Origin of the sequence: Dactylosporangium sp. CA-233914 (assembly GCF_050942935.1) — a bacterium.
Classification (GTDB): domain Bacteria; phylum Actinomycetota; class Actinomycetes; order Mycobacteriales; family Micromonosporaceae; genus Dactylosporangium.
In genome coordinates this window covers 6142328-6160661 of the sequence record NZ_CP192030.1, presented here as the reverse complement: position 1 = coordinate 6160661, position 18334 = coordinate 6142328, and the positions used below count along the sequence as shown (strand labels likewise).

General features: G+C 73.1%; 14 protein-coding genes. 6 read left to right on the top strand and 8 right to left on the bottom strand.

Annotation, left to right across the window (positions count from 1 at the left end; genetic code table 11):
* Nucleotides 1-28: 28 nt before the first annotated feature.
* Entirely contained in the window at nucleotides 29-661 is a 633-nt protein-coding gene (locus ACQPY0_RS27445) for an NADPH-dependent F420 reductase (protein WP_432994175.1), read from the bottom strand.
* Between the two features lie 56 nt (nucleotides 662-717).
* Here ACQPY0_RS27445 and ACQPY0_RS27440 point away from each other — a divergent pair, with 56 nt between their 5' ends.
* Both ACQPY0_RS27440 and ACQPY0_RS27435 read left to right on the top strand, forming a co-directional pair.
* Nucleotides 718-1512, top strand: a complete 795-nt coding sequence (locus ACQPY0_RS27440) for an MEDS domain-containing protein (RefSeq protein WP_432994173.1) — start codon at nucleotides 718-720, stop codon at nucleotides 1510-1512.
* On the top strand, nucleotides 1509-2450 hold the full coding sequence (locus tag ACQPY0_RS27435) for an anti-sigma factor RsbA family regulatory protein (protein ID WP_432994171.1): 942 nt from the start codon (nucleotides 1509-1511) through the stop codon (nucleotides 2448-2450). The genes ACQPY0_RS27440 and ACQPY0_RS27435 overlap by 4 nt, the downstream gene beginning before the upstream one ends.
* 4 nt (nucleotides 2451-2454) lie before the next feature.
* Here the strand turns inward: ACQPY0_RS27435 and ACQPY0_RS27430 are convergent, their stop codons facing one another.
* Together ACQPY0_RS27430 and ACQPY0_RS27425 are read right to left on the bottom strand one after the other, a co-directional pair.
* Complete coding sequence (locus ACQPY0_RS27430) at nucleotides 2455-4824, bottom strand: putative bifunctional diguanylate cyclase/phosphodiesterase (RefSeq protein WP_432994169.1); 2370 nt, start codon at nucleotides 4822-4824, stop codon at nucleotides 2455-2457.
* A 196-nt stretch (nucleotides 4825-5020) separates the two neighbouring features.
* Entirely contained in the window at nucleotides 5021-5722 is a 702-nt protein-coding gene (locus tag ACQPY0_RS27425) for a hypothetical protein (protein WP_432994167.1), read from the bottom strand.
* Nucleotides 5723-5842: 120 nt separating this feature from the next.
* On the opposite strand from ACQPY0_RS27425, the gene ACQPY0_RS27420 reads away from it, so the two are divergent.
* Entirely contained in the window at nucleotides 5843-7024 is a 1182-nt protein-coding gene (locus ACQPY0_RS27420) for a chitosanase (RefSeq protein ID WP_432994165.1), read from the top strand.
* 40 nt (nucleotides 7025-7064) lie between these two features.
* On the opposite strand, the gene ACQPY0_RS27415 is transcribed toward ACQPY0_RS27420, so the two are convergent.
* Nucleotides 7065-7313 carry a mersacidin/lichenicidin family type 2 lantibiotic gene (locus ACQPY0_RS27415; protein WP_432994163.1) on the bottom strand — a complete coding sequence of 83 codons (249 nt, stop codon included), beginning with the start codon at nucleotides 7311-7313 and terminating at the stop codon, nucleotides 7065-7067.
* Between the two features lie 12 nt (nucleotides 7314-7325).
* Nucleotides 7326-10142, bottom strand: coding sequence for a type 2 lanthipeptide synthetase LanM family protein (locus ACQPY0_RS27410; RefSeq protein WP_432994161.1), 2817 nt, complete (start codon nucleotides 10140-10142; stop codon nucleotides 7326-7328).
* A 409-nt stretch (nucleotides 10143-10551) separates the two neighbouring features.
* Between ACQPY0_RS27410 and ACQPY0_RS27405 the strand changes: the two genes are divergently transcribed.
* Nucleotides 10552-12432: a glycosyl hydrolase family 18 protein gene (locus tag ACQPY0_RS27405; RefSeq protein WP_432994159.1), complete on the top strand. Its 1881-nt coding sequence runs from the start codon at nucleotides 10552-10554 to the stop codon at nucleotides 12430-12432.
* A 136-nt stretch (nucleotides 12433-12568) separates the two neighbouring features.
* Here ACQPY0_RS27405 and ACQPY0_RS27400 read toward each other — a convergent pair whose 3' ends face one another.
* The 3 genes from ACQPY0_RS27400 to ACQPY0_RS27390 are packed head-to-tail and all read right to left on the bottom strand — an operon-like array spanning nucleotide 12569 to nucleotide 16294.
* Nucleotides 12569-13648 carry an ABC transporter ATP-binding protein gene (locus tag ACQPY0_RS27400; RefSeq protein WP_432994157.1) on the bottom strand — a complete coding sequence of 360 codons (1080 nt, stop codon included), beginning with the start codon at nucleotides 13646-13648 and terminating at the stop codon, nucleotides 12569-12571.
* Complete coding sequence (locus ACQPY0_RS27395; RefSeq protein WP_432994155.1) at nucleotides 13645-15216, bottom strand: ABC transporter permease; 1572 nt, start codon at nucleotides 15214-15216, stop codon at nucleotides 13645-13647. The genes ACQPY0_RS27400 and ACQPY0_RS27395 overlap by 4 nt, the downstream gene beginning before the upstream one ends.
* A 4-nt stretch (nucleotides 15217-15220) precedes the next feature.
* A complete protein-coding gene (locus tag ACQPY0_RS27390; protein ID WP_432994153.1) occupies nucleotides 15221-16294 on the bottom strand; it encodes an iron ABC transporter substrate-binding protein in 1074 nt (357 codons plus the stop codon).
* A gap of 123 nt (nucleotides 16295-16417) precedes the next feature.
* On the opposite strand from ACQPY0_RS27390, the gene ACQPY0_RS27385 reads away from it, so the two are divergent.
* The gene (locus ACQPY0_RS27385; RefSeq protein WP_432994151.1) at nucleotides 16418-17044 is read left to right on the top strand and encodes a response regulator; all 627 of its coding nucleotides are present in this window, start codon (nucleotides 16418-16420) and stop codon (nucleotides 17042-17044) included.
* Complete coding sequence (locus tag ACQPY0_RS27380; protein ID WP_432994149.1) at nucleotides 17041-18321, top strand: sensor histidine kinase; 1281 nt, start codon at nucleotides 17041-17043, stop codon at nucleotides 18319-18321. The genes ACQPY0_RS27385 and ACQPY0_RS27380 overlap by 4 nt, the downstream gene beginning before the upstream one ends.
* Nucleotides 18322-18334: the final 13 nt, after the last annotated feature.

Sequence of the window (18334 nt, the reverse complement as noted above, 5' to 3'; positions counted from 1 at the left end):
GGAACCAGGCGTGGGGTGATGCGGCACGTCAGGCTTCGACGCCGATGCGGTCGCGCAGGTCGTCGGCCCACAGGTCGGCGGTGTACACCTGCGTGCCGGGCTGGTGCTTGCGACCGCCCTCGGCCAGGTTGCCGGCGTCGACCGGCTCGTAGCCCAGCTGCTCGACCAGGTCGAACACCTGCCGCTTCGCGTCCTGGTCGTCGGCGGAGACCGGGATGCCGTAGCGCAGGTACGCCCCGGACGAGTGCCCGTACTCGCGCAGGTGGTCCCAGCGCATCGCGTTGAACGCCTTGACCACGTGCGCGCCGGCGAGATGGCGCTGCATCAGCTCGCTGCTGGTGACGCGGTCGTCGTCCAGGTCCGCCACGTGGCCGTCGCGCTGCGGGTAGTAGTTACAGGCGTCGATCACCGTCTTGCCGTCCAGGGGCGCGGCGGGCAGGTCCTGGTAGTGACCGAACGGCACGGCGACGACCACGATGTCGCCGAAGCGCGCGGCCTGCTCGACGGTTCCGGCCCGCGCGTGCCCGTCGAGATCCAGCTCCAGCTCGTGCAGCGTCTCGGGGCCACGCGAGTTGGCGATGACCACGTCGTCGCCGGCCGCGGTGCACAAATGGGCGAGCGTCGAGCCGATGTGACCCGCACCGATCAGACCGATCTTCATGCGGCCCCGGCTACCCAACCGGGCGCGGTTCACGCAACCGGGGTTACGCTTCGTGCGTGACCTCCCCGGTTTCACAGCGGCATGTCTGCTGGTCGTACGACGATCCGGCGGAGCTGCACGCCTGCGCGCGAGACTACCTCGGCGCCGGACTCGCCGCCGGGGAGCGCGTCTGGTTCGCCGCGGCCGGCGGCCCCGGCGAACTGGCCGGCTGGCTGGCCGACGCGGCCCGGCACGACCCGGGGGCGGTGCGGTTCGTGCCGCTGGAGATCGCGTACCCGTCCGGCGTCGTCGCCGACCCGCGCGCCCAGGTCGCCGCGTATGCCGCGGCCACCGGCGAGGCCCTCGCGGACGGCTACGCCGGGCTGCGGGTCGTGGCCGAGTGCACGCCGCTGGTGCGCACCGCCGAGGGCCTGGAGGCGTTCGCGCGATACGAGGCCCTCGTCGAGCCCTACATCGCGACCTCGCCGATGCGGGCGGTCTGCGCCCTGCACCGCCCCGAGCTCGGCGACTTCGCCGTTGGCGAGCTGGCCTGCCTGCACCCCGCGACGAACGCCGCCGGCATCCACTTCGCCCTGCACGGCGACCCGCCGTGCCTGACCGGCGAGCTCGACATGGCCGCCGAGCCCTTCTTCCCCGCGGCGCTGCGCCGCGTGCAGCCGCCGCCGCAGGACGGGCGGATCGTGATCGGCGCGGACGACCTCCGCTTCATCGACCACCGCGCCCTGCTGCACCTGCAGCATTACGCCGAGGAGCACGACACCGTCGTGGTGCTGCGCACGGCGCTGGGCACCGCGGCCTGCCTGGCCGAGCTGCTGGGCCTGTCCCGGGTCCGGATCGAGGCGACGCGGTGAGGACGGGCGCGGCGGCCGGGCACACCGGATACTTCCACGAGGCGGTCTGCTACGACTCCGACCAGCACCTGCTGGACGTCGTGGTGCCGTTCCTGCTCGGCGGGGCCGCGGCCGGCGAGCCGACCCTGGTCTCGTTCGGCGAGCGCAACGCCGCCCTGGTGCACGCCGCCCTGCCCGCCGGCTGCCCGGTGACCTTCCTGCCCGGCGGCTCGGTCTACACGCGGCCGGCGGGGGCGATCCGCTCGTATCGCGAGTTGCTGGCCCGGCACGTGAGCGCCGGCGCCGGGCAGATCCGCATCGTCGGCGAGCTGTCGCCGTCCGCCTTCGGGCCGACGTGGGACTGGTGGGCGCGCTACGAGTCCGCCATCAACCACGCGTACGACGAGTTTCCGCTGTGGAGCATGTGCGCGTACGACACCCGGACCACGCCGGCCCCGATGCTCGCCGACGTGCTGCGCACCCACCCGCGCACCGCCCGGCCGTCCGGGCGGCATGTGACGAACCCGCAGTACACCCCGCCGGAGGAGTTCCTGCTCTCCGACCGGCCCGACGTTCCCGACCCGATCCAGGCCACCGACCCCGCCGCCGACCTGGTGGGCGCGGCGCCCGACGAGGCCCGGCGGATCGTGCGCGCCGTGAGCGCCGGGTGCGTGGGCGCGGCGGCACTGGACGACATGACGCTCGCGGTGAGCGAGATCGTGGCGAACGCGTACCGCTACGGGCGGCCCGCCGTGCGCACCCGGGTCTGGACGACGTCCGGGCGGATCGTCGTGACCGTCGAGGACACCGGACCGGGCCCGAAGGACCCGTTCGCGGGACTCCTGCCCGCGGCCAGCGAGAGCTCGGCCGGGTTCGGCCTGTGGATCGCACACCAGCTCTGCAGCTACGTGCGCCTCAACCGCGGCCCGGACGGCTTCACGGTCCGCCTGGTGATCTGAGCCTTCACCGATACGACAGCGCGGACTCGCCGAGCAGCTGCTCGAGGTCCCCGGCTGCGAGGGGGCGGGCGTAGAGGAAGCCCTGGCCCAGCTCGTACCCCTGGCGGCGCAGCGCCTCGGCCTGGGCCTCGGTCTCGATGCCCTCCGCGACCGCCTGCAGCTCCAGCGTCCTGGCCATCGCGATAACCGCCTGCGCCACCGCGGCCGGGCGGCCGCCCGCGGTGATCTCGGCGACGAAGCTGCGGTCGAGCTTCAGCGTGGTCACCGGGCACGTCACCAGCAGGCCCAGCGACGACGCCGCCGTGCCGAAGTCGTCCAGGGCGATGCGCACGCCCAGCGCGCGCAGCTCGTGCAGCGTCGCGATCGCCTGGCCGTCGTTGAGGACCGCGGTCTCGGTGACCTCGACGAGGAGACGGGCCGCAGGCAGGGCGGACGCGGCCAGGGCGGCGCGAACATCGTCGACAAACCCGGGGTCCTGCAGCTGGCGGCCGGCGACGTTGACCGCGATCGAGCGCAGGGAGTCGGGGCCGAAGCGCTGCAGCCACGCCGCGGCCTGGCGGCACGTCTCGTGCAGCGCCCAGCGGCCCAGGGGCACGATCATGCCGGACTGCTCGGCGACGGGGATGAACTCAGCCGGCGAGACCGGGCCGCGGGTGGGATGGTCGAAGCGCATCAGGGTCTCGACGCCGAAGACGGCGCCGGTCGCGAGGTTCATGATCGGCTGGTAGCGCAGGAACAGCCGCTCCGTGCCGATCGCGTCGCGCAGGTCCGCGGCCAGCTCGGCATGCGCCTGGATGCGGGCGGCCAGGTCCGGGGTGTACTCGACGGCGCTGCCCTTGCCACGGTCCTTCGCCGCGTACATCGCGATGTCCGCCTTGCGCAGCAGCGTCCCCAGATCGTCGCCCGGGTGGGCGGGCGCGACGCCGATGCTGGCGTGCACGAGCAGGTGGTGGCCGGCCGCCTGCACCGGCGGGGCCAGCAGCGACAGCATCCGCTCGGCGGCCCGGTCGGCGTCACCGGCGGGGGCGTGCCGCAGCAGTACCGCGAACTCGTCCCCGCCGAGGCGCGCCACCACGTCACTGGCGCGCACCGCGGCCCGCAGTCGCTCGGCGACCGCCACGAGCACGTCGTCGCCGACGGCGTGGCCGAGGGTGTCGTTGACCTCCTTGAAGTCGTCGAGGTCGATGAGCAGTACCGCGGCGCAGTCCTCCCGGGCGAGGATCTCCCCGACGAGCGCGGCGAAGCCGGTCCGGTTGGCCAGGCCCGTGAGCGCGTCGTGGGTCGCCTGGTGCTGCAGTTGCTGCTCGTGGCGGCTGACCGAGTCCAGCAGGTGCGCGTTGTCACGCAGCGCCACCAGCTGCCGGGCCACGACGATGCCGGTGATGAAGATGACGCCGCAGGCGACGGGCGCGATGTCGGTGCCGCCGCGCCCGGCGCGGAAGCTCTCGACCGCGAGCAGCAGGGCGGTGGCGCCGACCGCGAGGTACGGCAGGATCGAGAAGTGACGATTCCGCCGCGCCTCCGCCTCCTGCGCCGGGGCCGGCTCATCGGGCCGGCGCCGCTGGACGTGGGCGGCCCAGGACACGACGAGCATGTTGACGATGATGCTGATGGGCTGCAGCCCAACCCACCGCGGCTGGTTCGTGATCGGCGCGCCGGCCGAGGCGAACACGCCGATGAGGATCGTCAGCGCCAGGAGCCGCAGCGATCCGCTCGACACCGGCCCGCTGCCGACCAGCACCACCTTCATGACGGCGACCAGGGCGAGCAGGCACAGCAGCGAGATGAACAGCATGCCCAGAAACTTGGGCACGTCCGTGTGCCTCTGCACCAGCGGCCGCAGCACGAAGTGCCACAGGAACAGCGCCGCCCCGGCCGTGACGGTGGCCCCGTCGAGCGTGAGCCGGATCCATTCGCTGCGGCTGCGGTGCCCGACCGGCAGCCGCAGCAGCGCCCACATGACGACGAGCAGAGCCAGCGACAGCAGCGGCACCGCGGACGCGACGAACACCAGCGGCCGGCTCGACCACTGCCCGAACGTCCCGGCGGTCATGAGCGACGCGCCGACCAGCACCAGCACCTCGACGACGGCGATGTGCGCCCAGAACCGCCGCGCGGCCCGCGGCAGCCCCGGCGTCCGCGCCACGCGCAGCGTGGTGAGCCCGGCGAGGACACTGGTAGCGGGCACGGTCAGCCACATGATCACCCGCGGCGCGGGCAGCCCGGCGGCGAACAGCGCCGTCCAGACCAGCCCGAACCCGAAGACGCCCAGGCAGGCGAGCAACAACGGCCTGGTATCCGCGCGTTCGCCGCCCTTCATCCGACCCACTCCCCCCTCACCCGGGTCCACCGTGCCGACGCTCAGATCGGTCACCGAGCCAGAATATGAAGGAAAGCCATACAGCCACATCAGTCAATCCGGCAACACCCGACCCAGCACCGGACCGGCGGAGGCCCTGGATACGCTCGTCCGGTCGGTCCGGGTGGATCTTCAGCAGCTGGGGGTGTGAGCGGGTCGCGCGGAACGGGCTGGAGTGCGGTCTGCCGTCGCTCTGCGCCGAAGCAGCCCGCTACGCGGGGCTTCGATACCACCAGGACTCGAGCTCGTCGCCCAGCGCGTCGAGCTCGTCGTCCGTGGGCCGGTAGCCGTCGGGCAGCTCCACCGCCCACGCGCCGCTGCGGTCCATGACGCGCCGCAGCCGCGCCACCGCCGGGTGGTTCTCGAGGTCGTGGACGTCGAGGACGGAGTCGCCGAGCAGGGCCGAATACCCCATGCCGTGCCAGCCGGCGATCAGCTCGGCGTCGCCGTCCTGCTCGGCCGCCTCCGCCACGGCGACGACGACGTCGATGAGCGCGACCTTCCGCGGGGGTACGGCATCCGCGCCCGTCAGCCGCCCGGCGTCGACCATGCGCCGCCACAGCGCCGTGCCGGCCTCGCAGTAGAGCCAGGGCGGGTCCACGTAGCCCTCGTCGACGCCCTCGCCGGGCTCCTCCTCGTCGTACTCGCCGAGCTCGGTGAACTCGGTCAGGTCGTCGAACTCCTCCCGGCGCGAGGCGTAGTCGGGGTGTTCGGCGATCGGGAAGCGGTACGTGTGCCGGCGGCGCAGCAGGATGTCCTCGACGCGGCCCATGGTGTGCGAGCAGTCGTAGCCGCGCTGGAAGTCGTACAGCACCGGGAACCAGTCCCGCAGCCGGTCGTCGTCCTCGGCGTGGTGGGCGTCCAGCGCCAGCACCGACAGGTGGACCAGGTCCTCGATCTCGTGCATCGACACGGCCACAGGCTACCGGCCGGGTGCAGCCCGCTTGCTGGACGGTTGCCGGCATCAGACTCCGGGCCCGGTGTGCCGATGCTCACCCCGACCAGGTTCCCGACACGGATGGGCGGCGATGGCATGGCGGCACGGCGAACGACCTTCGTACTGGCGGCGGCGGTGACGGTGGTGGCGGCCGGATCGGTCCTCGGGGTGCCGAGCGCGTACGCGGCCGACACCGTGATCTCGAAGGGCCGGCCGGCGACGGCGTCGGCCGGGGTGGCCGCGAAGGCCTTCGACGGCAAGACCTCGACGCGGTGGACGGTCAAGGGGCGAGCCGCGCAGTGGCTGCGGGTCGACCTCGGCGCCGCGAACCTCGTGAGCCGGGTCCGGCTGACGTGGGGGTCCGCGCGCCCGTCGGCGTACCGGGTCGAGATCTCGGCCGACGGGACCGCCTGGACCCCGATCGCCGCGACCGCCGGGCTCAATGCGACCGGGCGGTACGTCCGGCTGACGGCGACCCCGCGCGGCTCGGCCGGGCTCGCGCTCGGCGAGCTGGAGGTGTTCGGGCACAGGGCCGCCGAGTCGACGCCCGTCAAAGCGACGCCCGGCCCGGATTTGAACGATCCGGCCAAGAAGGACGTCGCCATGCGGCTGGTGTCCTCGGCGGAGAACTCCAGCCTGGACTGGAAGGCGCAGTACCAGTACATCGAGGACATCGGCGACGGCCGCGGCTATACCGCCGGGATCATCGGCTTCTGCTCCGGCACCGGCGACATGCTCGAACTCGTCGAACGCTACACCCAGCGAGCACCCGGCAACGCCCTGGCCAAATACCTGCCCGCACTACGCAACGTCAACGGCAGCGCCTCCCACACCGGCCTCGACCCCACCTTCACCAACGACTGGCGCACCGCCGCCACCGACCCCGCCTTCCAACAGACCCAGAACGACGAACGCGACCGCGTCTACTTCAACCCCGCCGTCAACCAGGCCAAAACCGACGGCCTGCGCGCCCTGGGCCAGTTCATCTACTACGACGCCATCGTCATGCACGGCCCCGGCACCGACCCCGCCAGCTTCGGCGGCATCCGCAACGCCGCCATGACCAAAGCCAAAACCCCCGCCCAAGGCGGCGACGAAACCACCTACCTCAACGCCTTCCTCGACGCCCGCGTCGCGGCGATGAAAACCGAGGAGGCCCACAGCGACACCAGCCGGGTCGACACCGCCCAGCGGGTGTTCCTCCGGGCGGGCAACCTGGACCTGAACACCCCGCTGTCGTGGAAGGTGTACGGCGACCCGTACACGATCGCGTCCTGAACGCCGGGCCGGGCCGGGTCGCGGCCCGGCCCGGACGCGGTCAGTTCGTTGACTCGGCCAGGGTGCTGTAGCAGTTGACCGTCGTGCAGATGTACGGCCAGCTGGTGAAGCAGTTCTGGATGATGCTCAGGCACAGCGCGTCGAAGGACAGCGTCGGGTACTGGTTGGCGTCCGGGGTGATCGGGGACAGGTCGATCTTGCCCGCCGGGTGGTCGGCCAGGTCCAGGCCGAGCTCCTCGCGGTAGTCCTCGTCCTTCCAGGCGCGGATCTCGTCGATGGTGCCGATCATGCGGGGCTCCTCTCAAGCCGGGTGCGCGGGGGGTTGTACCAGCAGCAGCGCCGCGGTCCGGTCGGGCGCTGCCAGCCTCAGCAGGCCGTGGCCGATGCCGGCCAGGCCCGTCATCAGGCCCGGGCTCTCGACCTCCAGCGGAGTGCCGCAGCGCGGGCCGTGCTCGCCGAGCCGGGCCAGGACGGCCCGGCCGACGTCGTCGCGGCGGGGGTCGCGGGTGGCGAGCAGCAGTTCGGCGTTGCCGAGGTCGCCGTGGCACAGGCAGTGGTTGTGGCCGAAGCCGTGGCTGACGGTCCGGGCGAGGGCGGCGGCCAGGTCGTCGCGCAGCCCGGGGTCGTCGACGATCGGCAGGACGCCGGCGCGGGCGAGGCCGATGCCGGCGGCGCCGTGGCACCACGCGGTCATCGGGCCGATGGCCGCGGCGCCGTCGCGCAGGTCGGGCCAGTCCCCCGCGGACGGTTGGAAGAGGGAGCGCTCGTACCGCAACGCCGCCAGCCCGGCCGCGACGAAGCGCTCGTCGCCGACCGCGTCGCCGAGGCGGATCAGGGCCCAGCCGATGCCGGCCGCGCCGTGCGAGAAGCCGGTCAGCGCCGCGCCGTCCAGTGTGGACCAGGCGAGGGTGTCCGCAATGGACTTCGCCGACTCCAGCAGCCGTTCGCCGCAGCGGCGGGCGATTGCCAGCGCCTCGTCGGAGCCGATCGCGAGCAGCGCGGCGATGGCTCCGGCCCGCCCGGCGAGGATGTCGTCGGCGTCGTCGGCGTCGACCAGGGGCCCGCACAGGGCCACGGCCCGCTCGGCGTCGTCGAGCCGGCCGAGGTGCAGCAGGGCGTAGGCGAGGCCGGGCAGGCCGGTGAGCCCGCTGCCGGTGAACGTGCGGCGGCCGAGCTCGTCGAGCAGCCGCGGCACCGGGAGCACGGCCCGGGCCGCGAGCTCACGGTAGGACGCGGTCCCGGTCAGGCGGCCGGCGGTGTCGAGGAAGACGGCGACGCCGGCGACGCCCGAGTACAGGTCCCAGCCCAGCGCCCGGACCTGCCAGCCGGTCTCGCCGGACGGGGCCAGGCCGAGCCAGTTGACCCGCTCGCCCGGTCCCTCGATGGCCAGCTCCGCCAGGCGGTCGGCGATGGTGCGGGCCGCGGCGAGGTAGGCGCCTTCCGGCGGTACCGCCGAAGCGTCCACCGTGGACAGTGGCGGGCCGCCGAGCGCGACCGCGTCGGGGCGGGTCACCATCGCCGCCTCGATGATCCACTCCTGGCGGCGGCGGTCGGTGTCGCCGAAGGCGGCGACCTTCGCGCGGGCGGCGTCCAGGCCGCCGGCGTCGAACACGGACGGCAGGCGTTCGCCGCGGGAGGTCCACAGGTCGCGGGAGCCGGGCCGGGTGGTGAACAGTGGCACGTCGCCGGCCCACAGGTCGGCCAGCTCGTGCGGGACGATCGCGGCGAGGGCCGGCTGCTGCTCGCAGTCGGCCCACAGCAGGCCCAGGTGCCGGTCGAAGTCGAGGGCGTCGCGCAGCACGTCGGGGTGGTTGCCCTCGCTGAGCAGGGTGCTGTACGTCTGGGTCGGCCGCAGGACCATCCGGACCTCGACGGCGGCGAAGGACTCCAGCCGGGCCGTGAACCCGGCGCGGTTGCCCTCGATCGCGCGGTACGACTCCCGGAAACCGGCGATGAGCGCGGGCAGGTGCAGCAGCGGGTTGGCGACCGAACCCCCGGCCGAGGGGCGGTTCTGGCCGCCGGGGAACTCGACGGTCCGCCGCACGACGCGCATCGTGTCGGTGCCGTCGTCCTGCCAGGTCGCCGAGGCGAACGGCAGACTGGCGGCCGGGTCGCCGCCGAGCGCGCCGAAGTCGACCGTGCCCTCCGCGCCGCGCACCAGGATGGGCAGCACGCCGAGGCGCACGACGGAGGCGTCCAGGACGCGCGCGGCCGGATCGTCGGCGTCGAGGCGGCCGGCGGGGACCGGCAGGCGCTGGTGGAACAGGGTTTCGAGGTCGACGACGACGGGCTGGTCGCCGGCGGCGATGAGGTTCTCGAAGTGGATGTCGGCGGCGTCGGTGGCGTGCAGCACGGCCATGAGGGCGCCGAGGCGGCGGTAGTACCGGTCGAAGTCGGCAGGGCCGGCGCAGTCGGCGCGCTCGGCGAACTCGACCCAGCCGTGGGTGCCGCGGTCCACGACGCGCAGGGTGCGCAGGTCCAGGCCCGCGACGGTCGCGTTGAGCCACTCCAGCAGGGTGTTGAAGGCGGCGTGGACGGCCTGCGGGCGCGGCTTGTAGACGATGCGCTCGCCGGTGGACAGCTCGGCGACGGCGACCGAGCGGCCGCCCTGGTGCAGGTCGCCGTGGCCGAAGCGGACGGCGGCGACCTCCCCGCCCACCGCCAGCAGGGCGCGGTCGGCGTGCCAGCGTTCGAAGAACTCGGCGGCGGTCGCGACGGCGCGGCCGGCGCGCTGGGCGAGCAGGCGGGCCAGCACCGGGTACTCGTCGAAGAGCGCCCGGCGCCCGGCCGGGGCGTTGACCGCCTCGATGAACGACCAGAAGCGCTCGGGGCCGTCCTGCCCGCGCAGGTCGCCGCGGACGCGGGCGACGTTGAGCTCCAGCACGAGGACCCGGGCGGCGAGGGAGACCAGGTCGCCGGCGAGGTCGGCGGCGAAGGCGGTCACCACGGCGGCGGACGCGCCCGGGACGCGGCGGGCGAGCTCGGCGGCGGCTTCGCGGGCGAACGGGGCGGTGACGCGGGAGAAGCCGCGCAGCCAGTACGACTTGGCGGGCCCGTCCGGGGTGCCGCCGCCGGCGCCGGTGGCATCGGCGGCGAAGTCCCGCCACCACGGCGGCACCGCGCCGACGCGGGCGGGCGCGCCTCGGGCTCGCCGAGCAGGGCCAGCAGCGCGGGCTCGCCGCCGGGGACGGTGCGCAGCATCGTCTCGTACGCCGGCCCGTGGGCCCGTTTCCAGCGCTGCAGACGGCGCTGGGCGCGGCCCTCCGGCGGATCTGACCGGGCTGGTGGCACTTCCGCTGAGGCGGTCCGTTCGGCCAGGGTCAGCGCCCTGGCCCAGGCGGTTCCGAGGTCCATGCGGACAGAGCCCTCCCGGCGTCAAGTCGAGGACGGCATCAGTGTGCGTCAAATTCGGACCTTGGTCATCACCTGTTGGGCTCTTGTCCAAAGTCATTGATCGATATAAAATTCCGGCAAACAGTTAAGTTTGTTAACTGATTGGGAGTGCACTCGGTTACAGGAGGAGCGAGATGCGCAGACCCGGAAGACTCGCCGTCGGCATCGCGGCCGCCGTGCTGGCCGCCGCCACCGCATGGACGACCGCCACGCTGAACACCGTCTCCGCACAGGCCGCCACCAGCGGAGGCGTGAAGTTCGCGTACTTCACCCAGTGGGGCATCTACGCCAACGGCTTCTACCCCAAGAACCTCGACACCAGCGGCATGGCCGGCAAGCTCGACTTCCTGGTGTACGCGTTCGAGAACATCAACCCCAGCACGCTGAGCTGTTTCGAGAACGACTCGGCCGCCTCGCCGGACGAGAACAACCCCAACGCCGGCGACAACGCCGGCGACTCGTTCGCCGACTACGGCAAGTCCTACGGCGCCGACATCAGCGTCGACGGGGTCGCCGACGTCTACAACCAGCCGATCGTCGGCAACTTCAACCAGCTCAAGAAGCTCAAGGCGAAGTACCCGAACCTGAAGATCCTGGTGTCGATCGGCGGGTGGACGTACTCGAAGTACTTCTCCGACGCCGCCTCGAGCGACGCGAACCGCAAGCGCCTGGTGAGCTCCTGCATCGACATGTTCATCAAGGGCAACCTGCCGTCCCGTAACGGCTACGGCGGCGCGGGCACCGGCGCCGGCGTCTTCGACGGCATCGACATCGACTGGGAGTACCCGGGCGCGCCCGGGCACACCGGCAACCACTACGCCGCGGCCGACAAGCAGAACTACACGCTGCTCATGGCCGAGTTCCGGGCCCAGCTCGACGCGCTGGGCGGCGGCAAGAAGTGGCTGACCGCCGCGGTTCCCGCCGGCCAGGACAAGATCGCGCAGATCGAGACGAACAAGGTCGGGCAGTACCTCGACTACGCCAACGTCATGACGTACGACATGCACGGCGGCTGGGAGGCGACCGGTCCGACGAACCTGCAGGACCCGCTGTACAACTCCCCGAGCGACCCCAGTCCCGTGGTGCCGCCGGGCAACGGGAAGTACAGCATCGACTCGGCCATCAAGGCGTGGACCACCGGTGACTCGGGCTACGGCATCCCGGGCGGGTTCCCGGCCTCGAAGCTGACGCTCGGATACCCGTTCTACTACCGCGGCTGGACCGGCGTCCCGGCGGGCTCGAACCACGGCCTGTACCAGACCGCGTCCGGCCCGGCGACCGGTCACGCACTGTCGGGCAACGTGCCCGGCGTCTCCTTCTACAAGGAGCTCACCGGGTTCGTGAACAACCCGTCGTACACGTACCTCGACCCGGTCACGAAGGGCGCGTACTTCTACGACGGCACCACGTTCTGGGCCGGCGACTCCCCCGCGTCGATCCAGCTGCGGGCCGACTACCAGCACTGCAACGGTCTCGCCGGCGCGATGATGTACTCCCTGGAGGCCCTGGACCCGGCCGCGACGCTGTTCAACGCGGTCGTGAACGCGACCAACGGCGCCACGGCGGGCTGCTCCACGGCCTCGCCGACCGCGACCGCGTCGGTGTCGAAGAGCCCGTCGGCCAGCCCGTCGCCGTCGAAGAGCCCGTCCCCGAGCCCGACCACCGGCACCTGCTCGGCCCCGGCCTGGAACGCGGCAACGGCCTACAACGGCGGCGCGGTGGTCTCCTACGGCGGGCACAGCTGGACCGCGAAGTGGTGGACCCAGGGCGACACCCCGGGCAACAACGGCCAGGGCGTGTGGACCGACAACGGCGCCTGCGGCGGCACGACACCGACGCCGACGGGCGGCACCGGCACCTGCACGGACCTGTCCCCGTGGAACTCGGCGACCGCCTACACCGGCGGCCAGTCGGTGACCTACGGCGGCCACAAGTGGACCGCCAAGTGGTGGACCCAGGGCGACACCCCGGGCAGCAACAGCCAGGGGGTCTGGACCGACAACGGCGCCTGCTGAGCGAACCCGCTGCAAGCGGCGGCCCGGGGTTTCGGCCCCGGGCCGCCGGCCGCGTCCTGGGGCGTTCTCGATGGCGCGGGACTGCGGCTGTGCGAGATCGAGTCGTGGACCGGCCGCAATCTCTGACCGCAGTCAGCTAATGGATGCCGGGCAGGTCATGGTTCGAAAAGGACGTCAGCCCGTGATGCCGCGGATACGCGTGGACAGCGCCGGTGATCTCGACGGTGACGGATGTGCCGATGGCCTGGGTGACGGTGCCGTCAACGCGGGCGTCGACGGTGCTGCTGTCGGCCAGCCGGAGGGTGAGGACGGTGTCGGCGCCGAGGAACTCGGCGGCGGCGACGGTCGCGGGGGTTCCGGTGGCCGCGAGGCGGACCTGGTCGGGGCGGATGAAGATGTGCGCGTCGCCGTCAGGGCGGGGCTGGGCGAGGGGCAGGGCGCCGAGAGCGCACGCCGCCTTGCCCGCGATGACCGTGCCGGGCAGGGTGCTGCCGGGGCCGAGGAGGCGGGCGGTGCCGAGGTCGGCGGGGTGGGCGTACACCTCGCGGGCCGGTCCGGTCTGGGCGAACGTGCCGCGGGCCATGATCGCGATCTGGTCGGCCAGCGCGAGGGCCTCGGCCTGATCGTGGGTGACGAGCAATGTGGTGACGCCGGCGGCTCGCAGCGCGGCGGCGACCGCCGCCCGGGTCACGGCGCGCAGTGCGGTGTCGAGCGAGGAGAACGGCTCGTCGAGCAGGACCAGGGCGGGCCGGCGGGCGAGGGCGCGGGCGAGCGCCACGCGCTGCTGCTGGCCGCCGGAGAGTTCGTGCGGATACCGCCGGGCCAGGGCCTGCTCGAGGCTGACGAGCTCCAGCAGTTCGGCGACGCGGGCGCGGCGGGCCGGGGCGGTCGTCGTGCGCCGGGACAGGCCGTAGGCGATGTTCGCGTGGACGGTGAGGTGCGGGAACAGGGCGCCTTCCTGGGCGACGTAGCCGATGTTGCGCTTGTCGGGGGCGAGGCCGCGGCGACCGGCCGTGACTTCGCGGCCGGCGAGGGCGATGGTGCCGGTGTCGGGGCGGTCGAACCCGGCGACCAGCCGCAGCAGGGTCGTCTTGCCGCAGCCGGACGGGCCGAGGATCGCGGTGGTCGTGCCGTCGGCGACCTCCAGGCCGGCCCCGGCGAGCACGCGGGTCGGGCCGTAGCGCTTGTGCAGGTCCCGTATCGACAGTGCGGTCATGGTGCGGTTCCTTTGGTGGACTGGCGCAGCAACAAATAGGCCGCCGGCACCGACAGCAGGATGAGGCCGACCGCATAGGGCGCGGCCCGCGGGTAGTCGATCTCGGAGGTCGCCGACCAGAACTCGGTGGCGAGGGTGTGGGTGCCGGTGGGGGCCAGCAGCAGCGTGGCGGTCAGCTCGGTGGACACGGCGAGGAAGACCAGGGAAGCGCCGGCCAGGATGCCCGGTGCGGTGAGCGGGACCGTCACCCGCCGGAACGTGGACAGGGCCGAGCTGCCCAGCCCGCGCGAGGCTTCGTCGAGGGTGGCGGGCGCCTGGCCGATCGCGGAGCGCAGGCTCACCATGGCGCGGGGCAGGAACAGCATGACGTAGGCGGCGACCGCGAGGATCGTCGTCTGGTACAGCGGGCGGGCGTAGCGGATCGACACGCTGACGAGGGCGAGCCCGACGACGACGCCGGGGACGGCGCTGGCCAGGTACGTGCTGCGCTCCAGCACGGTGGTCACGCCGCTGCGGTGCCGGACCGCCAGCCAGGCCATCGGAAACCCGGCGAGGACGGCGGCACCGGCGGCGGCGGCGCCGAGCTTCGCCGTGGTCCACAGCGTCGGCAGCAGCACGCCGGGAGCCCAGGCGTCGGCGGTGCTGTACGTGAGCCAGTGCCCGACGCTGTACGCCGGGACGCCGACCGCCAGCCCGAGCAGCCCCAGCAGAGCCAGGATCACCGGTGCGGTCCACATGCCGAGGCGGGCCGGGACCGCTGGGCGGGGTGCGCCGGCGCCGAGCCGGGCGGTGCGGGCGCGGCCGCGCAGCAGCACTTCGAGGGTCACGAACGCCAGGCAGCACAGCACGAGCACGGCAGAGAGGACGTTCGCGGCCGTGGAGGCGAAGGTCGACTGGTACTGCGCGATGATCGCCGTGGCGAAGGTCGGGTACCGCAGCTGCTCAATGGCACCGTACTCGGCGAGCAGGTGCAGCGAGACGAGCAGCGCCCCGCCGAGCAGGGCCGGTCGCAGCCGCGGCAGCACCACCCGGAGGAACACCGCCGCCGGGCCGGAGCCGAGGGCCCGCGCAGACTCCTCGGCCGCGGGGTCCAGGCCGCGCACTGCCGCCGCGACGGGCAGCAGGACGAGCGGGTAGTACGACAGCGTCGCCACGAGCGTCGAGCCGGCCAGCCCGTGCAGGCTCGGCCGGACGGTAATCCAGGCGTAGCTGTTGATGAACGCCGGGATCGTCAGCGGGGCGGACAGCAGCGCCAGCCAGGCCGAGCGCCCGGGCAGCGATGTGCGTTCGACCAGCCACGCCAGGGCGGTGCCGAGCGCCACGCAGCCCGCCGTGGCGGTGCCGCACAGCGCGAGGGTGTTGCCCAGCAGTTCGGCGATGAGCGGGCGGAAGATCAGTGGCCGGATCCCGGACCAGCCGGCCTGGACCGAGTAGAACGCGATGAGCAGCAGCGGGATCGCGGCGAACACCGCGACCGGGGTGCACAGGGCGAGCAGGCGCAGCGGCGGCCGCGACCGGAGCCACCGTGCGGCGGCGCCGGTCGCGGCCTTGATGTGCGGCGTGGTCAACGGCTCAGATGAGTCCGGCGGTCGTCATCAGGTCGACGACCTTCTTGCTGTTGAGCTTCGCCGCGTCGACCTTCGGCGCGTTGAGCTCCGCCAGGGGCTTGAGCGCGGCGTTGGAGGCGACGTCCTTGCCGACCGAGTACTCGAACGAGGTGCCGGCGGCCAGGGCCGTCTGGCCGTCCTTGCTCGTGATGAAGTTGATCAGAGCCTGCGCCTCGGCCGGGTGCTTGCTCGACTTGAGCACGCCGCCGCCGGAGATGCTGACGAAGCCGCCGGGGTCGCCGTTGCCGAAGAAGTGCAGCTTGACGTTGTTGCTGTTCTCCTTCGTCTTGGCCTGGTCGCCGTACCAGTAGTAGTGGTAGATGATCGCGGTGGTGGCGGTGCCGGCGTTGACGGCCTTCATCGCCGCGGTGTTGCCGGTGAACGCCTGCCCGTTGGCTTTCAGCGCGGCCAGCCACGCGCTCGTGGCGGCCTCGCCCTTGAGCTCGAGCATCGCGCTGACGATGGCCTGGAAGTCCGCGCCCTTGGCGGCGGCGCCGTAGCGGTCCTTCCACTTCGGGTCCTGCAGATCCATGATCGATTTCGGCAGGTCCGCCTCGCTCATCTTCCCCGGGTTGTACGCCAGGACGGTCGAGCGCGCCGCGATGCCGATCCACTTGCCGGTGGACGGGGCGTACTCGGCGGGCACCTGCGCCAGCGTCGCCGCGTCGATCGGCGCGAGCAGGCCGGCGTTCTCGACCAGCGTCATCGCCGGCGAGTTCTCCGTGAGGAACACGTCGGCCGGGGAGCCGGCGCCCTCGGCGACGAGCTGGTTGGCGATCTCCAGGTCGCTGCCCTGGCGGATCTGGACCTTGATGCCGGTCTTGGCGGTGAACGCGTCGGCCCAGGCCTTGCCCACGGTGTCGTGCTGCGCGTTGTACAGCGTCAGCGTCACGCCGCTGTCGAGGGTGGCGCCCGGCGGGGCCGAGGCGCCCGCCGGCTCCGGCGTGCTGTCGCCGCACGCGGCGAGGACCGTGAGCACGATCGGCACGGCGAGCGCGGGCAGCAGGCGGCGGCGTACATCGACACGGTTGATCAGCACAGGGGGATCCTTCAGGCAAGGACGGCGCAATAAAGGTTAGGCTTGCCTTATTCACCTTGCCGGTGCTTCCATATGACGCCAACCCCCCAAAATGTGGGGACCTGCGAAGGAGTCGATCTGACCATGCGGTCCGTCGCGCACCGCACGCCCACCAGGGCCGTCCTGCTCGTCGACGACCACCGCGTCTTCGCCGACGCGCTCGCGTTCGCGCTCGACGCCCAGCCGGATCTGCGGTGCGTCGCCGTGGCCGGCTCGGTCCGCGGGGCCCTCGACGCGGCCGCGGCCGGCGACTTCGACGTGGCCATTATCGACCTGAACCTGCCCGACGGCGGCGGCCTCACCGTCGTGGAGCAGCTGCGAGCGCTGCGGCCCGCCGCCCAGCTGATCGTTCTGACCGGTCACGACCAGCCCGGCCTCGCCGAGCGCACCCGCCGGGCCGGAGCCGACGTGTTCCTGCCGAAGGACGACGCCCTGTGCAGCGTGCTCGACGCGATCCGCGGCGGCGACGGACCCGGCGAGCCCGGACCGGACGGCCTGCCCCGGCTCAGCCCGCGCGAGCGGGAGGTGCTCGCGCTGCTCGCCTCCGGCCATGACGCGACGCGCATCGCGGCCGCGCTGGAGCTGTCGGTCCACACCGTTCGGGACTACATCAAGACCCTCCGCGCCAAGCTCGGCGTGCGCTCGCAGCTCGACGCCGTCCTGACCGCCGACCGGTTCGGCCTCGTGGCGCGCGCGGACCGCTTCCGATGACCGAGGTGCCCGTCCGGGCAACGTGGCGCCGGGCCCTGCTGGGGCACGCCGCGCTCGCAGGGATCGCCGCCGTCGTGGTCACGGTCGCGGCGACGGCCGGGGCCTGGCGGACCGGGCGGCAGCAGACCGGCCGCGACGCGACCCAGGTGTCGAAGACCGTCGCGGCCGCGGTGATCGCGGGCCTCGCGGAGTACGACTTCGCCGAGCCGGCCGGGTACAACCGCGCGGCCGTCCTGGACCGCCTCGAGCCGTTCCTGCGCTCCGGCACCCTCCACCGGGTCAAGCTGTGGATCGTCTGCGGCGACAAGGCCCGGATCGTCGTCTCGGACGTCCCCGGTCTGGAGGGCACGACCCGGACCCGGGACGCCGAGCCGCTGCGCTCGATCGGCTCGGGCGGGCTGCGCAGCCGCGACGTGCCCGACGACGGCGAACACCGCTACGAGTCCGACTACCGCCGCGGGCTGCGGGAGGCCTTCGTCGACTTCCGCGACGCCGCCGGCCACACGATGAGCCTCGAGGCGTACGTGCCGGTCAACGCCGGCACCCTCACCGCCCAGGCGGTCGCGACCCAGCTGCCGCCCCTGCTGGCCGGCGTGTTCGGCCTCGCCCTGGCCACCGTGCCGCTCAGCCTGGCCGCGGCCCGCCGGGCGCGGCGCCGCGCCGCGCACGACGCCGCCCTGGCCACCCTGGCGATGACGGCCGCCGAACGGGAGCGGCGCGAGCTCGCCCAGCGCCTGCACGACGGGCCGATCCAGCAGCTGGCGGCGGCCAACGTCGTGCTGTCCGTCGACCCGGCGACCCCGCTGGCCCGCACCATCGTCCGGGACAGCATCCGCGAGCTGCGTACTCTCACCGACGACGTCCTGCCACCGGACCTGACCGCCGCCGAGCTGGCGAGCCGGCTGCCGGTGCTGCTGCGCGCGGCCGTGCCGGAGCCGATCGCGCTCGACGTGCGCGTTGCGGGGGACGAGCACCCGCTGGGCCTGACCGACGCCCATGCGCTGCTCATCGCCCGCAGCGCCCGCGAACTGGTCCGCAACGCCGTCCGGCACGGCGGCCCGGCCACGATCACCGTCACGCTCACCGTCACCGACCGGGTGCGCCTCACCGTCGCCGACGACGGCGTGGGCTTCGACCCGCGGCAGCCGCCCGGACCGGGCCACTTCGGCCTCGCGCTCACCGCGCAGGCGATCGCCGATGCCGGCGGCACGCTCGACATCCGCTCCCGCCCGGACGCCGGCTGCACGGCATCAGTACACCTTCCCTTCACCGCTTAGCGCAGCGACCTCG